The following is a 25741-nucleotide window of genomic DNA, read 5'->3' as shown; positions in this document are numbered from 1 at the left end:
ATTAGTATCCTGGATTTTGTTCCCAAACGTTACCAGCCAATTGTATTTCTTGGATAGGAATTGGAAAAAGTTCATGTTTACCTGTTTGAAAACCATCTATCTCGGTAGCAGCTCTTCCAGTTCTTACTAAATCAAAGAAACGATGCCCTTCACCTACTAATTCTACACGACGCTCTTTATAAATATCATTTGTTAAGTTAGGACCAGTAGTAGTTACATCGTCAAGCATCGCTCTATTTCTAACTTCATTTAAATAATCTTGTGCTCTAGTATCACTAATTCCTCCACGGTTTAAAGCTTCAGCTGCCATTAATAACACATCTGCATACCTTATTGCTCTTGTGTTATTTGGATTAGTAAGCGCCGCATCTGGTAAATTTAAGTCACCTTGACGTGCAATGTATTTTCTATTAAAATACCCTGTTTGCTCGAAGCCTGCTGTTTCATCATAAGTTGCCGTTGGGTTATCTGCAATCCATTGTTCAATATCTAAAATTGAATACTCTAAACGAATATCTCCTGGTTCGAAAGCATCTACTACTTCTTGCACCGGTACGTTAAAACTAAAGCCAAAATCGAAAACTGGCCCAACATATCCTCTTACTCCATTAAATCCAATTGCAAAGTTTCCTTCTAGGCAATAAAAACAGTCATAAGAACCACCATCAATATCTGAGTACTGAATTTCAAAAACTGATTCAATATTATTCTCATTTTCATTTTCCCACATAAGTGGTGCCTCTGTTGAGCTTAATAATCTATGAGGACCATTGTTAATTAAGCTTTCTAATACTGTAGCAGATTCGGTAAATTTATCTTGATATAAATATACTTTACCTAATAAAGCTTCGGCTGCCCCTTTGGTAATTCTTCCTGTTTGAGGTTGTGTGTAGGGTAGGTTGGAAGCCGCAAACATTAGGTCTTGTTCTATTTGTGTATAAACTTCTGCTTTGGGTGTTCTTTCTATATTAAACTGATCTCCAAATTGAATACGCGCATCAACTGCCAAAGGCACATCTCCAAACCACTTAACTAATTGGAAATAGTAATAAGCTCTTAAAAATCTTGTTTGAGCTAAAACACTTGTTTTACTTGGAAAATCCAATTTATCTTGAAATTCCATGATGTAGTTGGTTCTATTGACTCCTGTGTACATCCACGTCCATATTTCTCTTAATTGGGCATTTACGGGTGTATGAATCATGTCATCAATTTCCTGATAACCAGGAGTATCCAGTGCATTTTGTCCGCCACACAGCGTGTTATCTGAAGCTATTTCTCCTAATTGATAGTTTCTAGCTGTAGCTTGTAGCATATCATAAGCTGATACTAAAGCTTTTTGGTAATCTTCTTCTGTGTTGAAAAAATCCTCAGAATTTTCATCGTCTGGTGCAACGATAATAAAATCATCTGCACAAGAAAACATAGCTAAAAAAGCAACTAATGAGAGGATGTTTTTTATTTTTATATCTTTCATAATACAATTAAAATTTTAAGTTAATACCTAACAAAAATTGTTTGGCCGTAGGATAAAATCCTTGATCTATCCCTCCTCCAATTGGAGCTCCAGTTGAAGCTGTAGGGTCAAAACCTTTATATTCTGTTAACGTAAACAAATTAGTTCCTGCAACGTATAAACGCAATTTGCTGATTTTTGAGTTCTCTAGTGCTTTATCAGAAAACGAATATCCTAATTGTACATTTTGTAATCTTACAAAAGACCCATCTTCTACAAAATAATCTGAGAATAAGTTATTTGGAGACGTTCCTCCTGTAACTCTAGGATAAACATTAGTTGACCCCTCACCAGTCCATCTATTTAAAGTATAAATAGTGCTATTTGTTAAAGGGTTAGTGTTTTCATAATTTCTAACAATTTCGTTTCCTACAGATGCAAACGCATAAGCAGCAAAGTCAAAATTCTTATAATCAAATGAAATATTTAGGCCCATAGTAGCATCTGGAATTGGGCTTCCTAATTCTACATTGTCATCTGTATCTATAACACCATCTCCATTTTGATCTATATATCTTATATCTCCTGGTTGCGGTATTACATTACCAAACACAGATCCATTTATTTCTGCTTGGTTTTGATAAATACCATCGGTTTGAAGGCCGCTAAAATATCCTATGGGGAAACCAGCTTCCATTCTAGATGGTTGTGGTTGGCCAATTCCAAATGAACCTCCCTCAAGAATACCAGTATCTGTATTTACAGAAATTACTTCGTTCCTAATGTATGTTACGTTGTATCTTACGCTAAATTTAAAATCATCACTAAAATTATCTGTGTAGCCAATTGCAAATTCCACACCTTCATTTTCTACAACACCTCCATTCACAACAGGAGCACCACCAACTCCTAATAAACCTGAAACTTCAGGAATTACTAATAAATCTTCGGTTGTTTTTTTAAAATAATCTGCAGTAATATCAACTGTATTGTTTAAAAATCTCATATCTACACCAATATCTAGTGTTTTTTGCTTTTCCCATCTAATTTCTGGGTTTGCAATACCTCCTGTAGCAGTACCAATAAATTCCTGATCATTGAAGATATAGGTTCCTTCTCCATTTAATAATGAAACAAATCTAAAATCGCCAATCCTATCATTTCCTAAAACTCCGTATGATGCTCTAAATTTTAATAAATCGAAAAAATTACTTTCTTTAAGAAAGTCTTCATCTGATGCTACCCAACCAACAGATCCTGATGGGAAAAACCCGAACTGGTTTTCTGGACCAAATTTTGTAGATCCATCCCTACGCACTACTGCTGATAGTAAATATTTGCCTTTATAATCGTACTGCACTCTGGCAAAATATGAAAGTAAACGAGAATCGAAAGTTGCATTTATGCCTCCTCTGTTTTGATTTATGTTTACAAGACGTTCGGCATTTTCTAATGTAGCTAGTTCTATACTATTAGGTAAACCAAAACCATTTACCCCTGTAAATTCTCCTGCGGTTTTAAATACAGATGTACCAAGAAGTACGTTTAGTTTGTGAACATCATTAAATTCATTCTCATATTTAAGAAATGCATCAAAAGTGTAATCTCTGAAATAGTCTAGTCCTTCAAATAGGTTTGCTTCATCCAAAACATTAAAAACTTTCCCGGGTCCAAAATCTACTATGGGGTTATACCTTTTAACATCAACTTCTGAATAATTAAATTGAATATTAGATTGTACCGTGAAATGATCAAGAAAATTATAAGATAATCCAGCATTACCACTAAGTCTAAAAACCCTCGTTCTATCTGAAGCATCAGCCATTTGAGCTAATGGATTAACAACCTCAGCTCCTAAGCCTATTGATTTGGTGAAATCTCCATTTTCGTCTCTTACATCTAAAGTTGGTGCATTGTTAAGCGCATTAAAAAGAATTGAAGCGTTAGAGTTTTCTGGAAGGTTTCTTCTGTTAGTTCGCATTAATGTGAGTCCAGACGTAAGCTTAAAGTTCTCAAGAAAATCTAAAGTGTAATTTATGTTATTGGTAAAACGATTAAAGTTTGAATCATCTCCACCAACAATACCATCTTGTGTTAAAAAAGAACCGCTATAGGCATAGGTAGACTTTTCGCCTCCCCCCTTAATCATTATGCTATGGCTTTGTATTGGTGCTGTTTCAAAAACTTTATCTTGCCAATCGGTGCCAACTCCTAAAGTAGATAAATCTCCAAATGGAGGAGTATCTCCGGCAGCAGCAAAAGCCTCATTTACAATTAAACCATATTGAGCAGCATTCAAAACAGGAATTCTTCTAGTAGTTTCTTGAAAACCTCCAAAAGCATTATATTCTAAAGTAAGGGGCATTTCTTTACGCCCTGACTTTGTTTTGATTAAAATAACACCATTTGCAGCACGCACACCATAAATACCAGCAGTGGCATCTTTTAGAATATTCATACTCTCTATGTCATTGGGGTTTAATACACTTAAATCCTCAATAACATTTCCATCTACCAGAATAAGCGGTCTGCTATCTCCATTTGTAGACACACCTCTTATACTTATAGTAGCACCTCCACCAGGTGATCCAGACTGGCTTGTTATATTAACCCCAGCAACTTGACCTTGTAAAGCTTGCTCGATACGTGTGGGCTTTAAAGCCTCAATTGTTTCAGCACCTACAACAGAAACTGCTCCTGTTATTTCCTTCTTTGTTTGAGTTCCATATCCAATTACCACAACCTCGTCTAATTGCGCAAGATCTTCCTCTAATTGGATGGTTAATTTAGAATTATCGGTTACTACAAATTCCTTTGTTACATAACCAATGTAGCTGAAAGTAAGTGTAGAGCCAATTTCGATATTTGTAATTGTGAAATTACCATCAAAATCTGTAACAGCTCCTTTACTTGTGTCTTTAACAAGCACATTTACTCCTGGTATAGGAAAACCTGTGTTGTCACTTACGGTTCCACTAACATCTAAACTTTGTGCGCTTGAGTAAGCGACAAACAATAGTGTCAGAATTTTTAAGAACGTTTGTTTCATGTTATATTTAGTTTTTTAGTTTCTATAAAAATAATGACACCTTTTAAGGAATTATAATTTATAGCCTCAACAAAAAACATACATGATAAAAAAAACATACTATTTTTCTCAAAAACACAAAAAAGCCCTGTATTTATGAAGATTACGTAATTGTAGGGTGGCAGAAAAAGTAAGAATGTTGTGGTCTTGTATAGGTGAAAAATACAGCTGTATAGCAATTACATCTCTAAAATATAATCTGAGAGGCTTGATTCATGCTTTAAATTCATCTTTTTTCGCAATCTGTAGCGTTTTACCTCTACACTTCGTGGAGATATGTTAAGTAGTGGAGCTATTTCTTTAGAGGATAAATTCAATCTAAGATATGCACATAAGCGAAGGTCGTTTGATGTGAGTGATGGGTGCTCACTTTTAATCTTTTTAAGAAAATCTTTATCTGCATTATTAAAGGCTTCTTCAAAAAGATGCCAGTCATCAGTATTGTTAAGATTTCTATCAATTATTTTTATTACACTCTTCAGGTTTTTACTATCTGGACTATTTTGCAATTCTTTTTTAATACTATTTAAAAACTCGTTCTTTTTTATTAAGCTCATTGTAGAAATACCTAATTCTCTATTCTTGTTTTCTATATCTTGTCTTAATTTTTCATTATTAAAGCGCATAAGTTGTTGCTTATTTTCCAACTCTTTAAGTTCTAATTCCCTTAAAGTTTTTTCCATTAATTTTTCTCTTTGCTTTTTGTAATATCTCTTATAAATATTATGCATAAACAGAGAAAACAATAACACAATAAGAATATAAGAAATAATCATCGTATTCGAAAAATACCAAGGACGAGCTACAGAAAAACTGTAAGAAGCTGTATTTTTAGACATTATATTTCCTACCCTTGCTCTAACATTAAAAGTATAGTTTCCATGAGGCAAATTTTCAAACAAAGCATAAGGTCTTGAAGACCAATTAGTCCATTGAGATGAAATCCCTTCTAATTGATATTGATATTCAGTATCTAAGTATTTATCAAACTCTGCAACACTATAATTAAATTGAAGAGTGCTTTGTTTATTTTTAAATTCACCTGAAACTGTTTTATCTATTGAATTTAAAATATCATGATCTAAATTACCATTAGTAATTGTGTTTATTTCAATGTTATATAATTTATCTTGAACCTTGTCTAAATCTACGACTATATAGCCCGTGGAGGTTCCAATTAAATATTCTTGATTTCTTAAATGTGATATATTTTCATAACCTGTTAAACCTCTTGGTAATGCTTTAGAAAAAGGAACTTTATTTATTTTTGGAACATTACTAAGTTTTCCAGGAGTTAAATAGTTTAAATCTTTTTTTGTGACACCCCAGAGTATATTATTACTTACATCAGATATAAGTTTTCCTGAAGTATACTCTTCTTTTTTCAAAAGCTTACTTAAAAGTGTATCTTTTATAAACCTATTATTTGATGGATCATATTTAAATACTCCTTTGTTGTAACTGTAATATATATTGTCTCTATATTTTACTATACTTGAGTGTAAACCTTTTTCAATAGAAGAATCTTTAACGACCTCAACCGCTTCGGTAAAATCGTTATTTAATTTTATTTTAAAAACACCTTTATATTCATGACTAACAAAAACATGGTTGTTATCATGTATTTCAAAAAACTTACTTGAAATATCAAAACCTTTAATTTTGTTTCTTACTTTCCATTCATTATCTGTTTTTTCAATAACACTTAGTCCATTGTAATGGCCTTGTAATAACTGTGTTTGTTCTTTATTTATGGGTATAATACTCCACGTTCCTAATGTTTCTATATTATTAGCTAACTTATCTTTTTCTATAATAAGTGTGCCAATATCATGCCCACAAAACACAGTGTCATCAAACACATGTAAAGATCTAACAGGGCCACCTGTGCCTTTAATAAACTTGAATTCTGTTTCATCTTCTTGATTTAGTTGTTTACAGAATAGGCCTTGATTTGTTCCTAAATATAAATAGTCATCAAATAAAACAGAAGCATAAATAGTACCTAATTTCCCTTTTTTATCATTATAAATTTGAAAAGGTGAGTTGGTATTTAAACAGTTTATACCATTCTCTAGAGCAAGCCATATATTGTTCTCAGAGTCTTCAAAAATATAATGGATTGAATTATTGCTTAAGCCCTTTGAAAAATCTATGGAAAAATCTATTGTGCCATCATAACTAACTTTTATAACACCATTTGATCTTGTTCCAATCACAAAACTATCATCTCTTAATTGTAAACTTCTGTAAACACTGAGGTCTGATAATAATTCATTTGCTGGAACATTCCACGCAGATATTCCAACATCATCAAATCTATAAAACCCATTATCCTCAGTTTCAATTAAAAGCTCATCATTGTAGGGAAAAATATTAACTAACTTGTTTTTTCTTATTATTTCATGGTTAGAAACTAATTCAGACCTACCATTCTCAATTTTGTAAATGCCATCTTTTAACTTTTGAAAATATATACTTTCATTTACTTTAAAAATTTTATGAATTTGCGTATTAGAATCTATAACAGAATAAGAATTATCTGTTTTATTGAAGACATATATACGCTTTAACGATTGAAAAAGAATGAATTCTTCTATTTTAATAATGCTCCAAAACTCTTCATCTTCTAAAAATTCAATCTCAAGATTATTTGAAAGAGATGTGTAATCTAAAATTCCAAATTTATTTTTTTTCCAATATCCAAATTCCCTGTATGAACCTGTGTATATTAAGCTATCAATTACATTAACCGAGCGCATTTTTCCGCTTGGTGAATCATAAAGCTGCCATTCTTCACCATTAAATTCCAGAAGCCCTTTATTGTTTGCTACATAAATATATTTGTCTTTAGACTGCGAAATTGACCAATTTTGGTTGTCTGCACCATAAACATCTGGCGGGTAAACATCAATAGGTGGAAACTCTTGCGCACTTAATGTTGAAGTAAACAAGTAATACACGAAACATACAATCCAAAACTTAGTTTTCACCTTAAAAAAATAAATGTTAAGCTACTAAGTTAACTAAAATACTGTAAAATATAGCTTTATTTTAATTTTGTATGGTTAGTGTATACTATTTTTAACTTTTTAAAAAAGGTTTAATTCTTGTCAATTAGCACAACATTAAATGGAGAATTCATTTTTATAATGCCATTTTAATTTCAGATTTAAGAAATGGTGATTTTTGTAAGTTCTTTTGTTTTTAACAGAAAGCTTAATTTTAGTCACTTTTAGTAGTCAAAATAACACTTCCTCTATCTTCCAATAAGAATTTATCTTGCCAAACCACAGAGGCGTCTGTAATAATATTGGTTAAAGTTTTTCCATTTAAACCTATTTCTTCAAATCGTTTTAAATTTAATTCAACAGGGCTTTCATTTTTGTTTAAAATATGAACTACTGTTTCATTATTATCAGTTCTAAACAATACGTAAATTCCGTTTTCTGGAGCAAAATGAATAGTTTGCCCTTCATGAATAGCACTACTTGTTTTTCTATAGTTTAGTAACTTTTTTAGATAAGATTGCATGTCTTTTTGCTCATCATTTAAACCTTTTCCAGTAAATGCATTGACCTCATCACCATCCCAACCTCCGGGAAAATCTGTTCGTATTAGTCCATGATCTCCAGGTTTATCGAAATCATGCATTAAAATTTCTGTTCCGTAATATATTTGTGGAATTCTTGGAAGCGTTAAAATATAACTCAAAGCCATTTTTGTGTTTACCACATTGCCATGAAGTTGTGTAAAAATACGACTCATATCATGATTATCAGGAAATACCATAATATCACTCGGGCTAACATAAATAAAATCATTTGCTAATGCCCTGTAAATTTCAATAAAGCCAGTTGCCCAAGTTTCTTCATCATTTATACCCTTTACAATCTTTTCTTGCATTGCAAAATCCATAGGCGATTTTAAATTGGAGTTGTATCCATCTTTATTGGCATTGTCTTTCTGCCAATAAGCGATTAATAATGGATTACTCGTCCACTCTTCACCCACAATATTAAAATTTGGATATTCATTCATAATTTCACCAGCCCAACGACTCATAAAATCTTTATCTGGATAGGGATAAGTATCTTGACGAATACCTCCTAAATTAGCCGTTTCTATCCACCAAATACTATTTTGAATAGTGTAATTTGCCATGAACGGATTTCGTTGATTTAAATCTGGCATTGCAGAAACAAACCAACCTTCGTTCATGTTTTTTTTATCAATTTTTGAGGCATAAATATCTTGATTTGTAGTCCGTCTATGATTTGTAGTTATGGCTTTAACTCCTTCCCAGTTTTCATTATTATTCTCATAATGTTCTTGATGGTTAATCCAATCTTTAAAAGGAAAATCTTTCATCCACCAATGCTCTACACCACAATGGTTTGCTACCTGATCCATAATTAATTTCATTCCTTTTTCAGATAATTTAGAAGACATCTCTAAATAATCTTCCATGGTTCCAAATCGCGGGTCTATTTGGTAATAATCCGTAATCGCATAACCATGATACGATCCTTGTGGCATATCGTTCGTTAACAAAGGACAGGGCCAAAGCGCAGTAAAACCCATATCTTGAATGTAATCTAAATTATTGATGATGCCCTTAATATCGCCACCATGTCTAGCGTACCCATCATTTCTGTCAATCTTTTTTTCTTTTAAATTTTCAACAATGTCATTTTCTGGGTCTCCGTTTGCGAATCTGTCCGGAGTTATAAGGTAAATAGCGTCAGTACTATTAAAACCTAAATAATCTTCGGCTGGTTTTATTCTAGATTTTAATTCATAGGTTTGAGTCAAATCATCTTCACCTTCTTTTTTGAAAACAATATTAAATCTTCCAGCTTTTGTGCCTTTGGATATGCTTAAATCTATAAATAAATAATTTGGACTATCTGCATGATGAACTTTTTCAATTGAAACACCTTGATATGAAATATAAGGAGTCCGTTTAGAAATTTGAGGATGATGAACCAAAAGTTGTAACGACAAGTTTTTAAAGCCTATCCACCAATTTGGTGGCTCAATGCGTTGAATATCATTTTGCTCAACTATTGTTAATCTATCATCAGTTTCAACCTGACTCATGTCATTTTGGTTTTTGCAAGCTAAATTTATAGTAAATACAAATAGTAATCCAATTAAAACTATCGGATTTATTATATTTTTATTTTTTGAGTGCATTATTATAATAAATCGCTTTATTTAATTTCTTTTATGCTAATAGCATAACCACCCCCAGAAGCAGATAGAATAGTAATTTTAGATTTACTTGATACTTTTTTTGTTTTAATTGTATAGGCCTGCGGGTTCGTTTTATAATGTGCATCCTTAGCATCGGCATAAATAGTAGCTATATATTTTTGTCTTTGTTGTTTAGAACCTAGCTAGTAAAGAAAATTATTTTTAAAAGACTGTAAAATCTCGAAAATTAAATTAGAAATCTATCCAAAAGTAAAACCCTCATGTAGTTAACTTATATGAGGGTTTTAATAGTGGAGCATATCGGATTCGAACCGATCGCCTCTACGCTGCCAGCGTAGCGCTCTAGCCAAATGAGCTAATGCCCCAAAAAGTAAGTACTATCTATACATGGTTTTGAATGACATTCATTTCGATACAAATGTATGTATTTCGTTGCAAAAAACTACTACCTCAAACTAAGCTATCGATTTATTTTCTATACTAATTGATGTTTAAATTTAAGTTTCTTTTCTATGGCTTCTATCATAATATTAGCAATATCTAGTCCCGTTGCATTTTCTATACCTTCAAGCCCAGGAGAAGAATTCACTTCTAACAACAAAGGACCTTTATTTGACCTAATAATGTCAACACCTGCTACAGGTAAATCCAAAATTTTAGCAGCTTTAATAGCCAATTTACGTTCTTCGGGAGTAATTTTTATTTTTGATGCCGTACCACCTTGATGGATGTTAGCTCTAAATTCTCCTTTAGCAGCTTGTCGTTGCATTGAGGCTACTACTTTTCCGTTTACCACAAAACAACGGATATCTTGCCCGTTAGCTTCCTTTACGTATTCTTGCACTAATATATTGGTTTTAACACTTTTAAATGCATTAATAACGCTTTCTGCTGCCTTAGTAGTTTCAGCCAGCACAACCCCTTTTCCTTGCGTGCTTTCTAATAATTTAATAATCAAAGGGGCTCCATTTACCATTTTTATTAAGTCTTTGGTATCAAGTGGTGAATTTGCAAATCCTGTAATAGGTATATGTAAGTCGTTTTTTGCAAATAATTGCGTTGCCAATAGTTTATCTCTAGACTGCGTTATCGCATCTGCTGCATTTAAGCAATATGTACCCATGGCGTCAAACTGTCTCAATAATGCGCAAGCATAAAATGTAACAGATGGCTTTATTCTTGGTATTATGGCATCAAACTGATCTATAATATTTCCACCTCGGTATCGTATTTGAGGCTCTTTTGCATCAAATTTCATATAGGCTTGTTCTACATTTAGAAAAACCATTTCGTGTCCTCGTGCACGTCCTGATTCAACAATACGTTTGTTACTAAACAATTCAGGATTACTTGCTAATACGGCAATTTTTAAACCTGTTTTTTCTTTATGAAAAGCTGCATATTTCTTATCCATATCCTCTTTCGAATATTGAGCTAGAAGATAGTTGGCAGATGAATTTACCAAGTACCGCTCGTTTAAAGCTTCGCGACCTAATAGCATTCTAAATTCCATAGAATCCCTATTGGCAAGGGTTAATTCTATATCAAAAACATTGTCCCCTAAGCTTACTGGAGCTTTAATAACAATACGTTCCTCTGAGATACCCATTGAGCTTTTTACAGAGCGTTTGGCATGTACTTTTGCTTCACAACTTATATTTATACTTCTATTATCTTGAATTGGATTAACGTGAAAACGCACCCACTCTTCGGTATCTTTGAAGAAAATTTTTATTTTATTGGCTTGAATTGATGATGTTTTTGCGCCAGAATCTACCCTTGCCTTTATTGCAGGAATACCAAAAGTTTCAAACACGCACCATTCCTCACTGCCTATTATTTTCAAATTGTTCAATGTGTTTATTTTTTAATTTTTAGAATCATGAATCTATTAACTCTGAAACTATTAAAATAATAATACCTAATAATTATTTAATTTTATGAAATTCTAAAACTTTAATATTTTAATTTGATGAAGTATTTTTTGTATAGCTATTCCCGGCGTTTAATTTTTCATATTCTCAACATAATACAAGTCAAATTTTTATTTTTATTTTCGCACCTTTTTTCTTTAAAAATGTACATTATAAATTATTGACAATTTTTTTTAATGCCATCTATAAAAACTTATTTGCTCTAAGTGACTATCTTTTCAAGAACAAGAATCTAATCTTATCTTTACTTTAAAGCATATAGATTTATCTATTTTTTTAGCATGTTTAATCTTAATCGTCTTCATGTAACCCATCAACATTTATATCAGATTCGTCGGTACCTTCATCTAAATCTTCGTCATCTCCAAAATCTTCCATGGCCTTTATTAACTTTACGCCTACTTTAACGAGATAAGTAACATCATCAGTTTTAACTTCTACGGTTTCAATTATTTCATTTTTTGCATTTCTAAATGAAATAATATCGCCTTCATCATAACCATCAGGAAATTTTTCTACTAATAGATTTAAAATATCTTCATTCAGTTTTTGGTAATCTACAATTTTACGAATCATTTGTTTAGTGTTACATGCCTAGTAAATAGGCAAAGATTAATGGAGCAACAATCGTAGCATCACTCTCAATTATAAATTTTGGTGTATTAATATCTAATTTCCCCCAAGTTATTTTTTCATTAGGAACAGCACCAGAATACGAACCATAACTTGTTGTAGAATCACTTATTTGGCAGAAATAGCTCCAGAAAGGTGTATCTGTTCTTTGCATATCTTGATATAACATTGGCACGACACATATTGGGAAATCTCCTGCTATCCCACCTCCTATTTGAAAAAAACCAATGCCATTTTTAGAATTTTTGGAATACCATTCTGCTAGAAAGGTCATATACTCGATTCCAGACTTCGCAATATTTGTATTTACTTCTCCTTTTAACACATAACTTGCAAAAATATTTCCCATAGTACTATCTTCCCATCCTGGGCATAAAATTGGTAAGTTCTTTTCTGCAGCTGCATACATCCAAGAATCTTTTAGATCTATTTCATAGTATTCTTCTAGTACTCCAGATAATAATAGTTTATACATATACTCATGTGGTAAGTATCTTTCTCCTCTTATATCGGCTTGCTTCCAAATTTCATAAATGTGTATTTGTAATCTTCTAAATGCTTCTTCTTCAGGAATGCAAGTATCTGTAACGCGATTGAGTCCTTGTTCTAATAAATCCCATTCTTGTTTAGGAGTTAAATCACGATAATCAGGAATTCGCTTATAGTGAGAATGTGCAACTAAGTTCATGATATCTTCTTCTAAATTTGCTCCTGTGCATGAAATAATGTGGACTTTATCTTGACGTATCATTTCAGCAAAAATCTTTCCTATTTCTGCTGTACTCATTGCTCCTGCCAAAGACACTAACATTTTTGAACCTTGATTTAATTGTGTTTCATAAGCTTTTGCAGCATCAACAACTGTAGCAGCATTAAAATGTAAAAAGTATTCTTCTATAAAGTTGGTAATTGCGCCTTTAGTAGTCATCATTTTCATTAAATTTTAAATAGTTACTCAATCTATTCGACTCTTCGTAAGTCTCTTCATAATTATCTTCAGAATCCTCGTTTTGAAATTTATAACTCAACATTTTATAATATAGTTTGGCTGCAAGAAAATCTGAAGATTTATCTATTTCATTTGGACACAACTCAACAATATCAAAACCGACAACATTTTTTTCGCTAAATACTTGCTTTAAAAAATCTAAAGTTTCATACCAAAACAAACCTCCAGGCTCTGGAGTACCAGTACTTGGCAAAATGGAAGGATCAAAAGCATCTAAATCGAATGTAATAAATACATTATCTGTCATCTGGTCAATCGCTGAATCCATCCAAGAATCATCCATAACCATTTCATGTGCAAAATAGGTTTTGTCTAGATTCATAATGGATTTCTCCATAATGTCCATAGATCGAATACCTACTTGAATTAAATTCGTATTCTGGCTGGCTTCATAAACGGCACAAGCATGATTGCAAGTACTACCATCATAACTTTTCCTTAAATCGGCATGCGCATCAATATGCAATACTGTTAAACTTGGGAACATTTCATTAAATGCTCTAATTGTCCCAATAGATATGGAATGTTCTCCGCCAAAAACAGTCACAAATTTGTTCTTTTTTATATAGCTTTTAGTTTCCTGATGTACAGCATCTGCCATAGCTTCTGGTGTGGCATTTATCGTTATAGGTTCAGTTAAGTATATGCCTTGTCTATAAACTTCCGAATCGGTTTCAATATCGTAGAGTTCCATGTTTTCAGAAGCTTCTAAAAAGGCTTTAGGTCCTTTATCTGCTCCCTTTTGCCATGTACTTGTTCCATCATAAGGAACAGGGATTAATACAATCTTTGCCTGTTCTAATTTTGCAAATTCTTCTGGTATTCCAGCGTAAGTTTTAGTTTCCATTTTTATTTATCTGCTAATTGTAATTCAGCATTTGCATTAAATTTTTGAATTGTATGTTTTTCAGGCTTTTTATCATAGCCTAAAATTTCAAGTAATTCTTCACTTTTTTGTTGTTCTCTAAATAATTGTGTTGAAATATTTCCGTGGGTATCTTTATCAATTAAAATATGTTTAGGCGCAGGGATTAAACAATGTTGCAACCCTCCATAACCACCTATAGATTCTTGATAAGCTCCAATGTTGAAAAACCCTATGTATAATGGTTTGTCTTTATGGTATTTTGGCAAATAAATAGCGTTCATGTGTTGTTCGCTGTTATAATAATCATCACTATCACAAGTTAATCCTCCAAGTAAAACACGCTCATAAGTATCATTCCAACGGTTTATGGGCAACATAATAAAGCGTTTATTAATCGCCCAAGTATCTGGAAGTGTCGTTATAAATGAAGAGTTTATCATATTCCATTTTTCCCTATCGTTTTGTTGCTTTTGATAAAGCACTTCATAAATTGCTCCACCACTCTCGCCAACGGTAAAACTTCCAAACTCTGTGAAAATATTAGGGACATCTACACCTTCTTCTTCACAAGTCAATTTAATTTGATTGATAATTTCATCTATGATGTATTCATAGTCAAAATCAAATGCTAATGAGTTTTTAATAGGAAAACCACCTCCAATATTTAAACTATCAAGCGTAGGACATATCTTTTTTAAACTTGTGTATACTTTAAGGCATTTTAAAAGCTCGTTCCAATAGTATGCATTATCCCTAATACCTGTATTGATAAAGAAATGAAGCATTTTAAGCTGTACTTTTGGATGGTCTTTAATTTGCTTGTTATAAAAAGGCACAATATTTTTATAACCTATGCCTAATCTCGACGTATAAAATTCAAATTTGGGCTCTTCTTCTGAAGCTATGCGAATGCCTATATTATAGTTATCATGTATTTCATTTGAAAGTAAATCAATCTCTTCATAGTTGTCAATAATTGGAATGCAATTTTGATGACCGTTATTAATTAGCCTCGCAATATTTGTGATGTATTGAGCACGTTTAAATCCATTACTGATAACAAACGTATTGTCATTTATTTTCCCTTCTTCTTTTAAAGTTTCAATAATATCAATATCAAAAGCCGAAGAGGTTTCAACATGTATGTCGTTCTTCAAAGCTTCATTTAAAACATATTTAAAATGTGAGCTTTTTGTACAATAGCAATAGTTGTAGTTACCACTGTAGTTATACTTTTCTATAGCATTTTTAAACCAAACTTTTGATTTATTAATGTTATCAGAAATTTTAGGCAAATAAGTGAACTTTAAAGGTGTTCCATAAGTTTCAACCAGTTTATTTAGATCTATATCATGAAAAAGCAACTGGTCTTTTTTGAGAAGAAATTCCTCTTGAGGAAAATCAAAAGTTTGATTGATTAAATCAATATATTTTGTGTTCATTATAAATGTAATAAAAGTTATTAGAATACGAAAGCATAAAGCTCTCCTAAAAAAAATTAATAACTAAAATCAAATTATAATTTGATATTGCATTTTAGACACAAAACACAACTTATACTGCGTAGATAAATTTTTTAAAACGGAAGTTAGCTTTAAATTTCGGTTACTTACTCTGTAAGCTTCTTTTGAATATGACTTCCTAATTTTCAAAAGACCGAACTTATAAACATGTTTCAATTTGTTCAGCTAATAGCTCCTATGGTAAAAGCTTTAGTACAACAAATGAAATAAAAAAAAATGAATAAAAAAATATTATTTATTAGCGCCCTACAGCTAACTAATCTAAATACTCATTTATTATTTCAATCCGCTTAAAACTAATACTGGAATACTGCTATGGAAATCTTTTTTTAAAATAGTATTCTTTTCCCATTTCTTAGCAAAAAAACCACGTTTACGTCTCACTACGCACAACATATCAGGATTATGAGATTGAAAATGTTCTAAAACACCTTGAAACGTCGTTGCGTTTTCAGTTTCAGTAATACTCTTTACCATACCTGAAAGCTCTTTGTTAATATTAAAATCGCCTTCATTATGAAATGGAGTTTTAACCAACAATAAATCAACGTTAGCATCAAATTTATCCTTAAAATCTGCAAGGCGATTCAAAACACCTTTTTTCTTGATAATTGCCGATTTAATGGCCATTAAAATACTACTAGGTTTAGAAAATTTATAACATTCAGGAACAATAAGTGCAGGAACATCCATTTGTTTAATAATTCTGCCCGATGTTTTTCCTAAATACACTTCATCTTTAATAGAATTGGTTCTAGGTTCAACCAAAACTAAATCTACATCTGCGGCTTTACAAGCTAATTCCAAAGTATCAATCAAATTTCCTTTTAAGGTTTTAACAACAACTTCAACACCTTTAGTGTCTATTTGCGACACCAAATCATTCAAAAAAGCTTTGCTTTCCCTTTCAATAATTCGATCAACTTTTATCATAGTTCCCGCCTTAGTGTAAACATTATAGACTTGAACTACAAAAAGTTTAGCACCAACATACTTAGCAAAATCAACAGCGTACTGTAAATGACATAGTGCATTTTTGGATGACCCAACAGGAACTAAAATATTCTTCATACTTGTAAGTTTTAAAACTAAATTTACAATAAATTTGAAGCAAAAGTAAAACATTTAAATGATAAGAAAAGGAACTCACGGAGATATCGACAATATTCTTAAAGTCACAAAAGCATGTGCTGCTTATATGATTACAAAAAATATTTTTCAATGGAACGAATTCTACCCTAATAAAAATCCCTTTATAAAAGATGCTAATCGAGGCGAATTATACGTTTTAGAAATTGAAAATGAGATTATAGGTTGTGTAACAGTTTCAACGTTTATGGACGAGGAATATATTCCAATCTCTTGGTTAACACCTAATGAAAAAAATATTTATATTCATCGTTTAGCTGTTCATCCAGATCAACAAGGCAAAGGTTTTGCCCAACAACTCATGCAATTTGCTGAGGATTATGCACAGAAAAATAATTATCAATCTGTTCGATTAGATACGTTTTCACAAAACAAAAGAAATCAAAAGTTTTATGAACTTCGTGGCTATAAAAAACTTGGCAATATCTACTTCCCAAAACAAAGTGAACATCCATTTCACTGTTATGAACTTGTCTTGTGAATACAAATATCAGTTTAAAACATATAAACAAACTGGCTATTCCAGCATTAATTTCTGGAGTATCTGAACCTATTTTATCATTAACGGATGCTGCCATAATTGGTAATATAGATATAAACGCAACAGAATCGTTAGCTGCCGTTGGTATAGTTACCACATTTATATCTATGCTTATTTGGGTTTTAGGGCAAACCAGAAGTGCCATTTCTTCTATTGTATCTCAATATGTTGGTGCTAATAAACTAGAAAACATTAAAAACCTTCCAGCTCAGGCTATTTTTATAATTACCTCACTTAGTATTCTTATTATTTTTGGAACATATCCCATAGCAAAACAGATTTTTAAACTTTATAATGCCTCCGATTTAATCTTAGATTATTCAGTTATTTACTATAAAATACGAGTGTTAGGGTTTCCATTTACACTATTTACCATTGCCGTTTTTGGAGCATTTAGAGGGTTGCAAAATACCTATTATCCAATGATAATTGCTATTATTGGCGCCGCATCAAATATTGTTTTAGACATTGTTTTAGTTTATGGAATAGAAGGTTTTTTAGCACCAATGCATATTGAGGGAGCAGCATACGCTAGTGTTATTGCTCAAATATTAATGGCAGGTTTTTCAGCGTTTTATCTTCTTAAAAAAACAAGCATCCCATTAAAACCAACCTTTCCTTTTAATCCAGAAATAAAACGATTTATTTTAATGATTCTAAATCTTTTTGTTAGAACCATTGCCCTAAACGTTACGTTGTATTACGCTAGCGCATTTGCAACAAGCTACGGTGCAGAATATATTGCAGCCTATACCATAGCTATTAACTTATGGTTTTTAGGAGCATTTATAGTTGATGGTTACGCAAGCGCCGGTAACATTTTATCGGGCAAACTATTTGGAGCAAAAGCCTATAAAACTTTAATAATACTAAGTAATAAACTCATAAAATACGGTGTAGTTATAGGTATTATTTTAGGCATTATAGGCGCAATATTTTATTATCCTATCGGGCGTATTTTTACCAAAGAACCAGAAGTATTAAAAGCCTTTTACAACGTATTCTGGATTGTACTCGTTATGCAACCCCTCTGTACTTTGGCTTTTATTTTCGATGGTATTTTTAAAGGTCTAGGAAAAATGAAATACCTAAGAAACGTGCTTTTATTTTCAACCTTTCTTGTTTTTATCCCTGTTTTATTTTGGTTAGATAGTTTAAACCATAAACTCCATGCCATATTTATTGCTATTACCATTTGGATTATAGCACGAGGTATTCCATTAATTATAAAATTCAGGAAAATATTTATACCGCTTGCGCAAAAAACTTAACTTTGGGCCAGTAAATAGACATTAAAAAAATCACAGTATGGATATTATGTCATTCATTAGCGGAAACGGATTATTTCTAATACTAGGTCTAGTTTTAATCATCGTATATTTCGTCAATAAAAGAAAAAGAAGATAATGGGAAACAACATTCGCATCACAAAACAATTCTCTTTTGAAACCGGGCATGCCCTTTACGGGTACGACGGAAAATGCAAAAATGTACACGGGCATAGCTACAAACTCTCGGTAACCGTTATTGGTAAACCCATAACAGATAATACCAACGTAAAATTTGGAATGGTAATAGATTTTGGCGATTTAAAAAAAATTGTGAAAGAAGAAATTGTAAACGTATTCGACCACGCTACTGTATTCAATAAAAACACACCTCATGTAGAGTTAGCTAAAGAGTTGCAAGATCGTGGGCACAATGTTTTATTGGTTGATTATCAACCAACCAGCGAAATGATGGTTATAGACTTTGCAGAGAAAATAGACAAAAGACTTCCAAAACACATCAAATTACATTCCTTAAAACTTCAAGAAACAGACACCTCTTTTGCAGAGTGGTTTGCTTACGAAAACAATTAGGGCGTTACCACAAGGGTCGGGCTTTCGGCTATATCTTTTTGCTTTTAGTGGCAAAAAAGGATGCCGCTTCAATCCCTAACGCGGGTTAATTTGCTATCATATTTTTTAAACCAAAGCTTTTGCTTTTTTAAATAGGTTCGTTTAACGGTTTATATATGAAAAGTAGCAGATTATAATCAATAACTTTTCGAAAAGCAATATACTTAATTAAACGCAAAAACGGTTCGAGTTTGCACCCGAACCGCTTTTGTTTTTATACATTGTTGAAGGTACTAAAAGTTGAATTTCCCATTACTGTTTTTATGTTCAGTAGTTGGTGCAATTGTTTCCATGACATCCCAATGTTCAGCAATTTTTCCATTTTCAATTCTAAATAGATCGTAAAAAGAAGTATGTTTTCCTGCAAACTGCCCTTCACTAACAGCAAGTACAAAATTGCCTTCCCCTAATACAATATGATTCTTTTCATAAACCATTGTAACTCCATTTTTTGCCATTTCTTCAAGAGCCTTACCTAATCCTGATAGCCCATCTCCAATCATCGAGTTGTGCTGAATATAAGTATCTCCATCAAAAAAGTTTCCCATTTTATCAAAATCACCGTTTACTAAAACAGTATTTACGAAACCTTTGACTATTTCTTTATTCGCTTTGGTCTTGTCCAAATCTGTTACAGTAGTACTTCCGTCCGTTTGAGTTCGGTTACTTGGGTTTACATCTGCTATTGGAGAAAGATTGTCCCAGTGCTCCACAATTTTCCCATTTTCATATCTGAATATATCAAATCCGACTTTAGGCCCAAAGAAGTCGTAAATAGTCTGTGAAAAGGTGTAATCTCCATCTTGAAAAGAACGAACAACGTTAGCCTTAAAACCACCTTCCGGTGCATTTTGCAATACCGCACCAAAACCTTCTAAACCATCAGCAACACCAAGGTTGTGCTGTTTATAGTTTGTTGGATTAATATATGCAATGGTTGATTTGTCTCCATTTTCAAGACTTTCTAGCAATGCGGCTGATTTTTCTTTGTTTGTTAATTCTGTTTTTGATTCCATTTTTTCTGTGTTATTTGTTTTTGATTCTTTGTGGTTTTTTGCACAAGAAGCAATTAAAAGTACTGTTGCAACTGTTACTACTATTTGTTTCATTTCTGCGATTTTTATTTGATACAAAGGTGAAACAACTCTTGTGTTATCGAAAGATTGAAAACGGAATAAAAATGGTTAAAATCGAACCTTTCCTATTTTGAAATAGATTTTATGAAAGAATTTGGGGTTAAACTCGTATGTTTTTTGAAGTATTTTGAAAAGTTTGTTGGGTCTTCAAAACCTAATTTATAAGCTAATTCTGTAATCTTTAGGCTTGAATTAATTAGATTTCTTTTTGCTTGAAGAATTATAAAATCGTCAATTACGGTTTTCGCTGTTTTGTTTACCAGCTCTTTACAGATTACGTTTAAGTGTTTGTATGTGATGCTTAATTCTCGGGCATAGAAATCAGCACTTCTACTTTTTGATAAATGCGTTTCAATTAACGAAGTAAATTTTTGAAAAACTTTGATTTTTGAATTATCCTTTATATGAAAGGTTTGATTCTGCTTTAAATCTTCTGCTTTTGAAATAAGAATAACAAATAAGGATTCAATAATTGATTTCTGATTGAATGATTCTGTGCTACTAAATTCTTGTTGTAGCAGGTTGAAATAAGTTCTGAAATCAGATAGTTTTGGAATTCGTAGAATTGGGGAAAACAATTGTGGGTTGAACAATCGAAATACAAAATCTTCAGGTAAATTAGAAAAGCAATTAACAAAATATTGCTCTGTGAATATGATGCAAAAACCGTTTAAGTTAGCTGAAAAATCAAATGCATTAACTTGCTCTTTTGTCAGATAAACCAAACTATTTTCTTGTACTGGGAACCAATTAAAATCAATAAAATGCCTTCCTGAACCACTTGTGAAAAAAATCAAATTATAAAATTTGAGTTGGTGTGGTAATTCAGGATTATGATTGTACTTTTCCTTTTCTCTGGCGATTTTTTCAATTGGAAGAATTTCAAACCCAAAATTTTCGGTTGTAGAAGCATTAAATTTGATATGTGGAATGTCTTTGGTCATATTACCTACAACGACATGATATGAAATCGTTTTAATGTTTTATATCAATGTTAAACGAAGTTCGCTAATTTTTCTAACAAAGTCAAACCATATAAAACAGTTTATAAATATTAAAAGCAAAGATTCCTGCATGCAAAGGAATTAGTATATTTACGCATGCAAATTCCAAAAGGAAAAAAAATATATTTCGCTTCTGATAATCACTTAGGTGCGCCAACCAAAGAAGCCTCTTATCCTCGCGAAAAAAAATTTGTCGCTTGGCTAGATGAAATAAAACACGACGCTGCTGTTATTTTTCTTTTGGGCGATTTATTCGATTTTTGGTTTGAATATAAAACTGTGGTTCCTCGCGGATTTACAAGAACACTTGGCAAACTAGCCGAAATTTCAGATTCCGGAATACCTATTCACTATTTTGTAGGTAATCATGATTTATGGATGAATGGGTATTTTGAAGAAGAATTAGGAATTCCCGTTTACCACAAACCCAAAGAATTTACCTTTAATGATAAAACATTTTTTATAGGTCATGGTGATGGTTTAGGCCCAGGAGATAAAGGCTACAAGCGTTTAAAAAAAGTATTTACAAATCCGTTTTTTAAATGGATTTTTCAATGGGGGCATCCAGATATTGGAATGAAGATTGCACAATATTTTTCAGTAAAAAACAAACTCATTTCTGGTGATGATGATGCCAAATTCTTGGGTGAAGAAAACGAATGGCTTGTGCAGTATTGTAAACGCAAACTAGAAGACAAACATCGCGATTTCTTTATATTTGGTCACAGACATTTACCGTTAGACATAACACTGAATGAAAACTCAAAATACCTCAACTTAGGCGACTGGATTCAGTATTATACTTATGGTGTTTTTGATGGGGAAACTTTAGAATTGAAAGAGTATTAATCCTCTATCTCATTAGCATACATATCTTCAGTTAAATCCAAATCTCGAAGTACAGGGTTTTTCGTACCAATAGTAAAAACAGTAATTAACGTCATGGTGCCACCAAAAACAACTGCGGCAACAGGACCAACTAATTTGGCTGCTAAACCACTTTCAAAGGCCCCCAACTCATTGGATGATCCAACAAACATGGAGTTAACGGAAGATACGCGCCCACGCATATCATCAGGTGTTTTTAATTGTAAAATAGTCTGACGAATAATCATAGAAATACCATCAGCAGCACCACTAATAAATAACATCAGCACACTTAACCAAAAGATATTAGATAAGCCAAAACCTATTATACTTACACCAAATATAAATACAGATATGAGCAATTTTTTACCTGTATTTTTACTAATAGGAATGTACGTAGTTGCAAACATGGTGATTATACTTCCTAACGAAATAGATGCATTAAGTATACCAAAACCTTCGCTTCCTACTTCTAAAACATCTTGGGCAAAAACAGAGAGAATAGCTACAGTGCCTCCAAATAAAACGGCAATCATATCCAAGGTCAAAGCTCCTAAAATGGCTTTATTTTGAAATACAAACCGAATGCCTCCTTTTAAACTCTCCTTAACAGGTTCGCCAATTTTTTTATTCAAAATAGGTTTCTTGCTTATTAAAAAAACCAGAAAAAATGAAATTAGCACCAAAACAAAAACAACGCATAAGGTTTTATCTACACCAATCCAACTTATAAAAAATCCACCAAATAGTGCCCCTAAAACTGCTGCCGTTTTCCAAGTACTGGTACTCCATGTTGCTGCATTTGGATATATTTTTTTGGGCACAATTAAAGCCACTAAAGAAAAAATAATAGGCCCAAAAAAGGAACGCAAAAAACCTCCAAAAAATACCAAGGCATAAATAGCATATAAAATAGAATTTGTAGACCAGTTTGCTGTAACATCCTCCGTGGTTAATAAAAACAACCCTAAACTTATAAGAGAAAAAGCAGCAATACACAACGCAAACAGGTTTCTCTTTTCCTTTTGATCTACAATATGACCCGCAAATAACGCCATAGTAAATGCTGGAATAATCTCCATGAGACCAATTATTCCTAGTGATAATGGGTCTTTAGTAATACTATAAACTTGCCACTCAATAACAATAAATTGCATAGACCAACCAAAAACTAAAAATAACCGTAATAATAAAAAAATATTAAATTCCTTTATTCGTAACGCTGCGTATGGGTCGTTTTTCGGCATAAACTATGCTTTTATATCTTTTAATTTTAGTTGTAAACTAACTTGTCCTTGCCACTCATTTTCATCAATTGAATAAACTGCTTTAAAAGGTTTTCTATCAGATATAATATCTAGTTTATCTCCCATACCAAAACCTATACAAACTAAACTATTTGATTCTGGCTGCTTAACAGTTAATCTTAAATGTGTTTTATCTTCTCCAACACATTTACCATATCCTGTATCTTTCAAGTTTTCAGTCATAAAAACGGGTGTCATGTTTCCTGGTCCAAAAGGTTGAAACTGATTTATGATTCGCATAAGTTTATCATCGACTTGATTAAGATCAATCTTCATATCTATTTTAACTTCAGGCGACAATAAATTTTTATCAATTGTTCTACAAACCTCATCTTCAAAGGCCTGTTTAAACGTTTCATAATTTTCTTCTGCAAGGGTTAATCCAGCGGCATATTTATGCCCGCCAAATTGCTCAATATGTTCTTTACAATTTTCTAAAGCATTATAAACATCAAAACCAGATACTGAGCGTGCAGATGCTGCTAGCTTATCGCCACTTTTTGTAAAAACCAAAGTAGGTCTGTAATAGGTTTCTGTTAATCGAGAAGCCACAATACCAATAACACCTTTATGCCAATTTTCGTCATAAACAACAGTAGTAAAGCGTTCCTGTTCTTTTTGTTCTTTAATTTGTTGAAGAGCTTCTTCTGTAATTTGTTTATCTGTATCACGCCTATCGGTATTAAAAGTTTCTATTTCGGATGCATATTCTTTTGCTAAACTTGGGTTCGTTTCTGTTAAAAGTGTTACAGCATAATACCCATGTTTCATTCGTCCGGCTGCGTTAATTCTTGGCGCAATAATAAAAACGACATCGGTAATGGTTAATTCCTTTTTTTTAATTTCAGAAATAATTGCAGCAATTCCAACACGTGGATTTTCATTAATAACCTGCATTCCAAAATATGCCAAAACTCTATTTTCTCCTGTAATGGGAACAATATCTGCGGCAATTGCTGTGGCTACCAAATCTAAATAACTAACTAAATCTTCAGTCGTTTTTCCTTCTTTAGACGCTAGTGCTTGAATGAGTTTAAAACCAACACCACATCCGCAAAGTTCTTTATACGGATATTCACAATCTTTTCTTTTGGGGTCTAAAACAGCAACAGCATTTGGAATATTTTCACTTGGTCTGTGGTGGTCGCAAATAATAAAATCTATTCCTTTTTCTCTCGCATAATTAACTTTATCATGAGCTTTAATCCCACAATCTAAGGCAATAATAAGTGTGAAATCATTATCATTTGCAAAGTCAATTCCTTTGAAAGAAACGCCATAACCTTCTTCATATCGGTCTGGAATATAGGTTGCAATATGTTCAGATTTAGTTTTTAAATACGTGGCCATTAAAGCAACTGAAGTTGTGCCATCTACATCATAATCCCCATAAACCAATATATTCTCGTTTTTAGTTATGGCTTCCTGAATTCTAGAAACAGCTATATCCATATCTTTCATTAAGAATGGATTATGTAAATCGTTTAAACTTGGTCGGAAAAAAGTTTTGGCATCTTCATAAGTTTCAATACCACGTTGTAAAAGTAAAGTTGCTACAGTAGTATCAACCTGAAGTGCTTTTTGTAAAGCTTCAACTTTTTTAGTTTCTGGTTTTGGTTTTATGGTCCAACGCATATGTCCTTTTAATTTCCGAAAGGGAAAACTAATGCTTATTTATTATGAAAGTGGGTTTCTATTTCCAACTCTGAAAATTGACGAAACATTTCCATAACACCACAGTATTTTTCGATAGATAAATCTACCGCTTTTTGAAGTTTATTTTCGCTTAAGTTGTTCCCGTAAAAATGAAAATGCATTGCTACTTTATCATAATACTTTGGATGTTCATCTGTTAAATTGGCTTCAATTTCTATTTTAAAATCGTCAACATCTAACTTCATTTTTTTAATTAAAGAAGCGACATCTAAACCCGAACAACCCGCTAAACCAGATAGCATTAATGCTTTTGGGCGATAGCCTTCACTTTTTCCTCCATTCTCTTCTCCTGCATCAATAAATAAATTGAGGCCTGATGGATTTGTACTTTCAAACCGCATATTCCCTAACCATGTTGTTGTTACTTTAACTGACATTTTCTGAATTAT

General features: G+C 32.3%; 19 protein-coding genes, 1 tRNA gene and 1 pseudogene. 4 read left to right on the top strand and 17 right to left on the bottom strand.

Translation table 11 applies throughout. From position 1 onward, the window contains the following. Position 1 precedes the first annotated feature (1 nt). The 12 genes and pseudogenes from ABD939_RS08890 to ABD939_RS08835 all read right to left on the bottom strand — a co-directional run bounded on the left by ABD939_RS08890 (position 2) and on the right by ABD939_RS08835 (position 16802). Complete coding sequence (locus tag ABD939_RS08890) at positions 2 to 1477, bottom strand: RagB/SusD family nutrient uptake outer membrane protein (RefSeq protein ID WP_345167197.1); 1476 nt, start codon at positions 1475 to 1477, stop codon at positions 2 to 4. A 7-nt stretch (positions 1478 to 1484) separates the two neighbouring features. Continuing rightward, the gene (locus tag ABD939_RS08885; RefSeq protein WP_345167195.1) at positions 1485 to 4505 is read right to left on the bottom strand and encodes a SusC/RagA family TonB-linked outer membrane protein; all 3021 of its coding nucleotides are present in this window, start codon (positions 4503 to 4505) and stop codon (positions 1485 to 1487) included. 218 nt (positions 4506 to 4723) lie between these two features. Next, entirely contained in the window at positions 4724 to 7537 is a 2814-nt protein-coding gene (locus ABD939_RS08880) for a helix-turn-helix and ligand-binding sensor domain-containing protein (protein ID WP_345167193.1), read from the bottom strand. A 232-nt stretch (positions 7538 to 7769) separates the two neighbouring features. Continuing rightward, a complete protein-coding gene (locus ABD939_RS08875; protein ID WP_345167192.1) occupies positions 7770 to 9647 on the bottom strand; it encodes a glycoside hydrolase family 13 protein in 1878 nt (625 codons plus the stop codon). 113 nt (positions 9648 to 9760) lie between these two features. After that, positions 9761 to 9922, bottom strand: a pseudogene (locus tag ABD939_RS08870) (glycoside hydrolase family 97 C-terminal domain-containing protein); the annotation flags it as partial. A gap of 133 nt (positions 9923 to 10055) precedes the next feature. Further along, a tRNA-Ala gene (locus ABD939_RS08865) sits at positions 10056 to 10129 on the bottom strand. 110 nt (positions 10130 to 10239) lie between these two features. Next, positions 10240 to 11619 (bottom strand): 30S ribosomal protein S6--L-glutamate ligase, encoded by a 1380-nt coding sequence (gene rimK, locus ABD939_RS08860; RefSeq protein ID WP_345167189.1) that lies wholly within the window; start codon positions 11617 to 11619, stop codon positions 10240 to 10242. 370 nt (positions 11620 to 11989) lie between these two features. Then, positions 11990 to 12274 (bottom strand): hypothetical protein, encoded by a 285-nt coding sequence (locus ABD939_RS08855; RefSeq protein WP_345167186.1) that lies wholly within the window; start codon positions 12272 to 12274, stop codon positions 11990 to 11992. A 10-nt stretch (positions 12275 to 12284) separates the two neighbouring features. Further along, entirely contained in the window at positions 12285 to 13259 is a 975-nt protein-coding gene (locus ABD939_RS08850) for a deoxyhypusine synthase family protein (RefSeq protein ID WP_345167367.1), read from the bottom strand. Then, positions 13249 to 14187, bottom strand: a complete 939-nt coding sequence (gene speB / locus ABD939_RS08845; protein ID WP_345167184.1) for an agmatinase — start codon at positions 14185 to 14187, stop codon at positions 13249 to 13251. The genes ABD939_RS08850 and speB overlap by 11 nt, the downstream gene beginning before the upstream one ends. A gap of 2 nt (positions 14188 to 14189) precedes the next feature. After that, complete coding sequence (locus ABD939_RS08840; RefSeq protein WP_345167182.1) at positions 14190 to 15650, bottom strand: type III PLP-dependent enzyme domain-containing protein; 1461 nt, start codon at positions 15648 to 15650, stop codon at positions 14190 to 14192. A gap of 357 nt (positions 15651 to 16007) precedes the next feature. Beyond that, positions 16008 to 16802 carry a universal stress protein gene (locus tag ABD939_RS08835; protein ID WP_345167179.1) on the bottom strand — a complete coding sequence of 265 codons (795 nt, stop codon included), beginning with the start codon at positions 16800 to 16802 and terminating at the stop codon, positions 16008 to 16010. A gap of 58 nt (positions 16803 to 16860) precedes the next feature. On the opposite strand from ABD939_RS08835, the gene ABD939_RS08830 reads away from it, so the two are divergent. The 3 genes from ABD939_RS08830 (at position 16861) to ABD939_RS08820 (ending at position 19283) form a co-directional block, all read left to right on the top strand. Further along, positions 16861 to 17361: a GNAT family N-acetyltransferase gene (locus ABD939_RS08830; protein WP_345167177.1), complete on the top strand. Its 501-nt coding sequence runs from the start codon at positions 16861 to 16863 to the stop codon at positions 17359 to 17361. Next, positions 17358 to 18692, top strand: coding sequence for an MATE family efflux transporter (locus ABD939_RS08825; RefSeq protein ID WP_345167174.1), 1335 nt, complete (start codon positions 17358 to 17360; stop codon positions 18690 to 18692). Before ABD939_RS08830 ends, ABD939_RS08825 begins: the two co-directional genes overlap by 4 nt. Positions 18693 to 18827: 135 nt before the next feature. Then, entirely contained in the window at positions 18828 to 19283 is a 456-nt protein-coding gene (locus ABD939_RS08820) for a 6-pyruvoyl trahydropterin synthase family protein (protein ID WP_298340975.1), read from the top strand. 272 nt (positions 19284 to 19555) lie between these two features. Here ABD939_RS08820 and ABD939_RS08815 read toward each other — a convergent pair whose 3' ends face one another. Together ABD939_RS08815 and ABD939_RS08810 are read right to left on the bottom strand one after the other, a co-directional pair. Beyond that, positions 19556 to 20431, bottom strand: coding sequence for a nuclear transport factor 2 family protein (locus ABD939_RS08815; RefSeq protein ID WP_345167168.1), 876 nt, complete (start codon positions 20429 to 20431; stop codon positions 19556 to 19558). A 92-nt stretch (positions 20432 to 20523) separates the two neighbouring features. After that, on the bottom strand, positions 20524 to 21402 hold the full coding sequence (locus tag ABD939_RS08810; RefSeq protein ID WP_345167165.1) for a helix-turn-helix domain-containing protein: 879 nt from the start codon (positions 21400 to 21402) through the stop codon (positions 20524 to 20526). A 156-nt stretch (positions 21403 to 21558) separates the two neighbouring features. Between ABD939_RS08810 and ABD939_RS08805 the strand changes: the two genes are divergently transcribed. Then, complete coding sequence (locus ABD939_RS08805; RefSeq protein WP_345167162.1) at positions 21559 to 22311, top strand: UDP-2,3-diacylglucosamine diphosphatase; 753 nt, start codon at positions 21559 to 21561, stop codon at positions 22309 to 22311. Here the strand turns inward: ABD939_RS08805 and ABD939_RS08800 are convergent. From ABD939_RS08800 to ABD939_RS08790, 3 genes are read right to left on the bottom strand one after another with little or no spacing between them, the layout of a single operon-like run. Continuing rightward, positions 22308 to 23576: an MFS transporter gene (locus ABD939_RS08800; RefSeq protein WP_345167158.1), complete on the bottom strand. Its 1269-nt coding sequence runs from the start codon at positions 23574 to 23576 to the stop codon at positions 22308 to 22310. The two genes, ABD939_RS08805 and ABD939_RS08800, sit on opposite strands and share 4 nt — an antisense overlap. A 3-nt stretch (positions 23577 to 23579) precedes the next feature. Continuing rightward, entirely contained in the window at positions 23580 to 25271 is a 1692-nt protein-coding gene (gene recJ / locus ABD939_RS08795) for a single-stranded-DNA-specific exonuclease RecJ (RefSeq protein ID WP_345167155.1), read from the bottom strand. 35 nt (positions 25272 to 25306) lie between these two features. Beyond that, complete coding sequence (locus ABD939_RS08790) at positions 25307 to 25729, bottom strand: OsmC family protein (protein WP_345167152.1); 423 nt, start codon at positions 25727 to 25729, stop codon at positions 25307 to 25309. Between the last annotated feature and the right edge of the window lie 12 nt (positions 25730 to 25741).

The sequence above is a fragment of the Algibacter aquimarinus genome (assembly GCF_039543265.1).
GTDB lineage: Bacteria > Bacteroidota > Bacteroidia > Flavobacteriales > Flavobacteriaceae > Algibacter_B > Algibacter_B aquimarinus.
The sequence above is the reverse complement of the archived record's forward strand: the minus strand, read 5'-3'. Positions and strand labels throughout refer to the sequence as shown.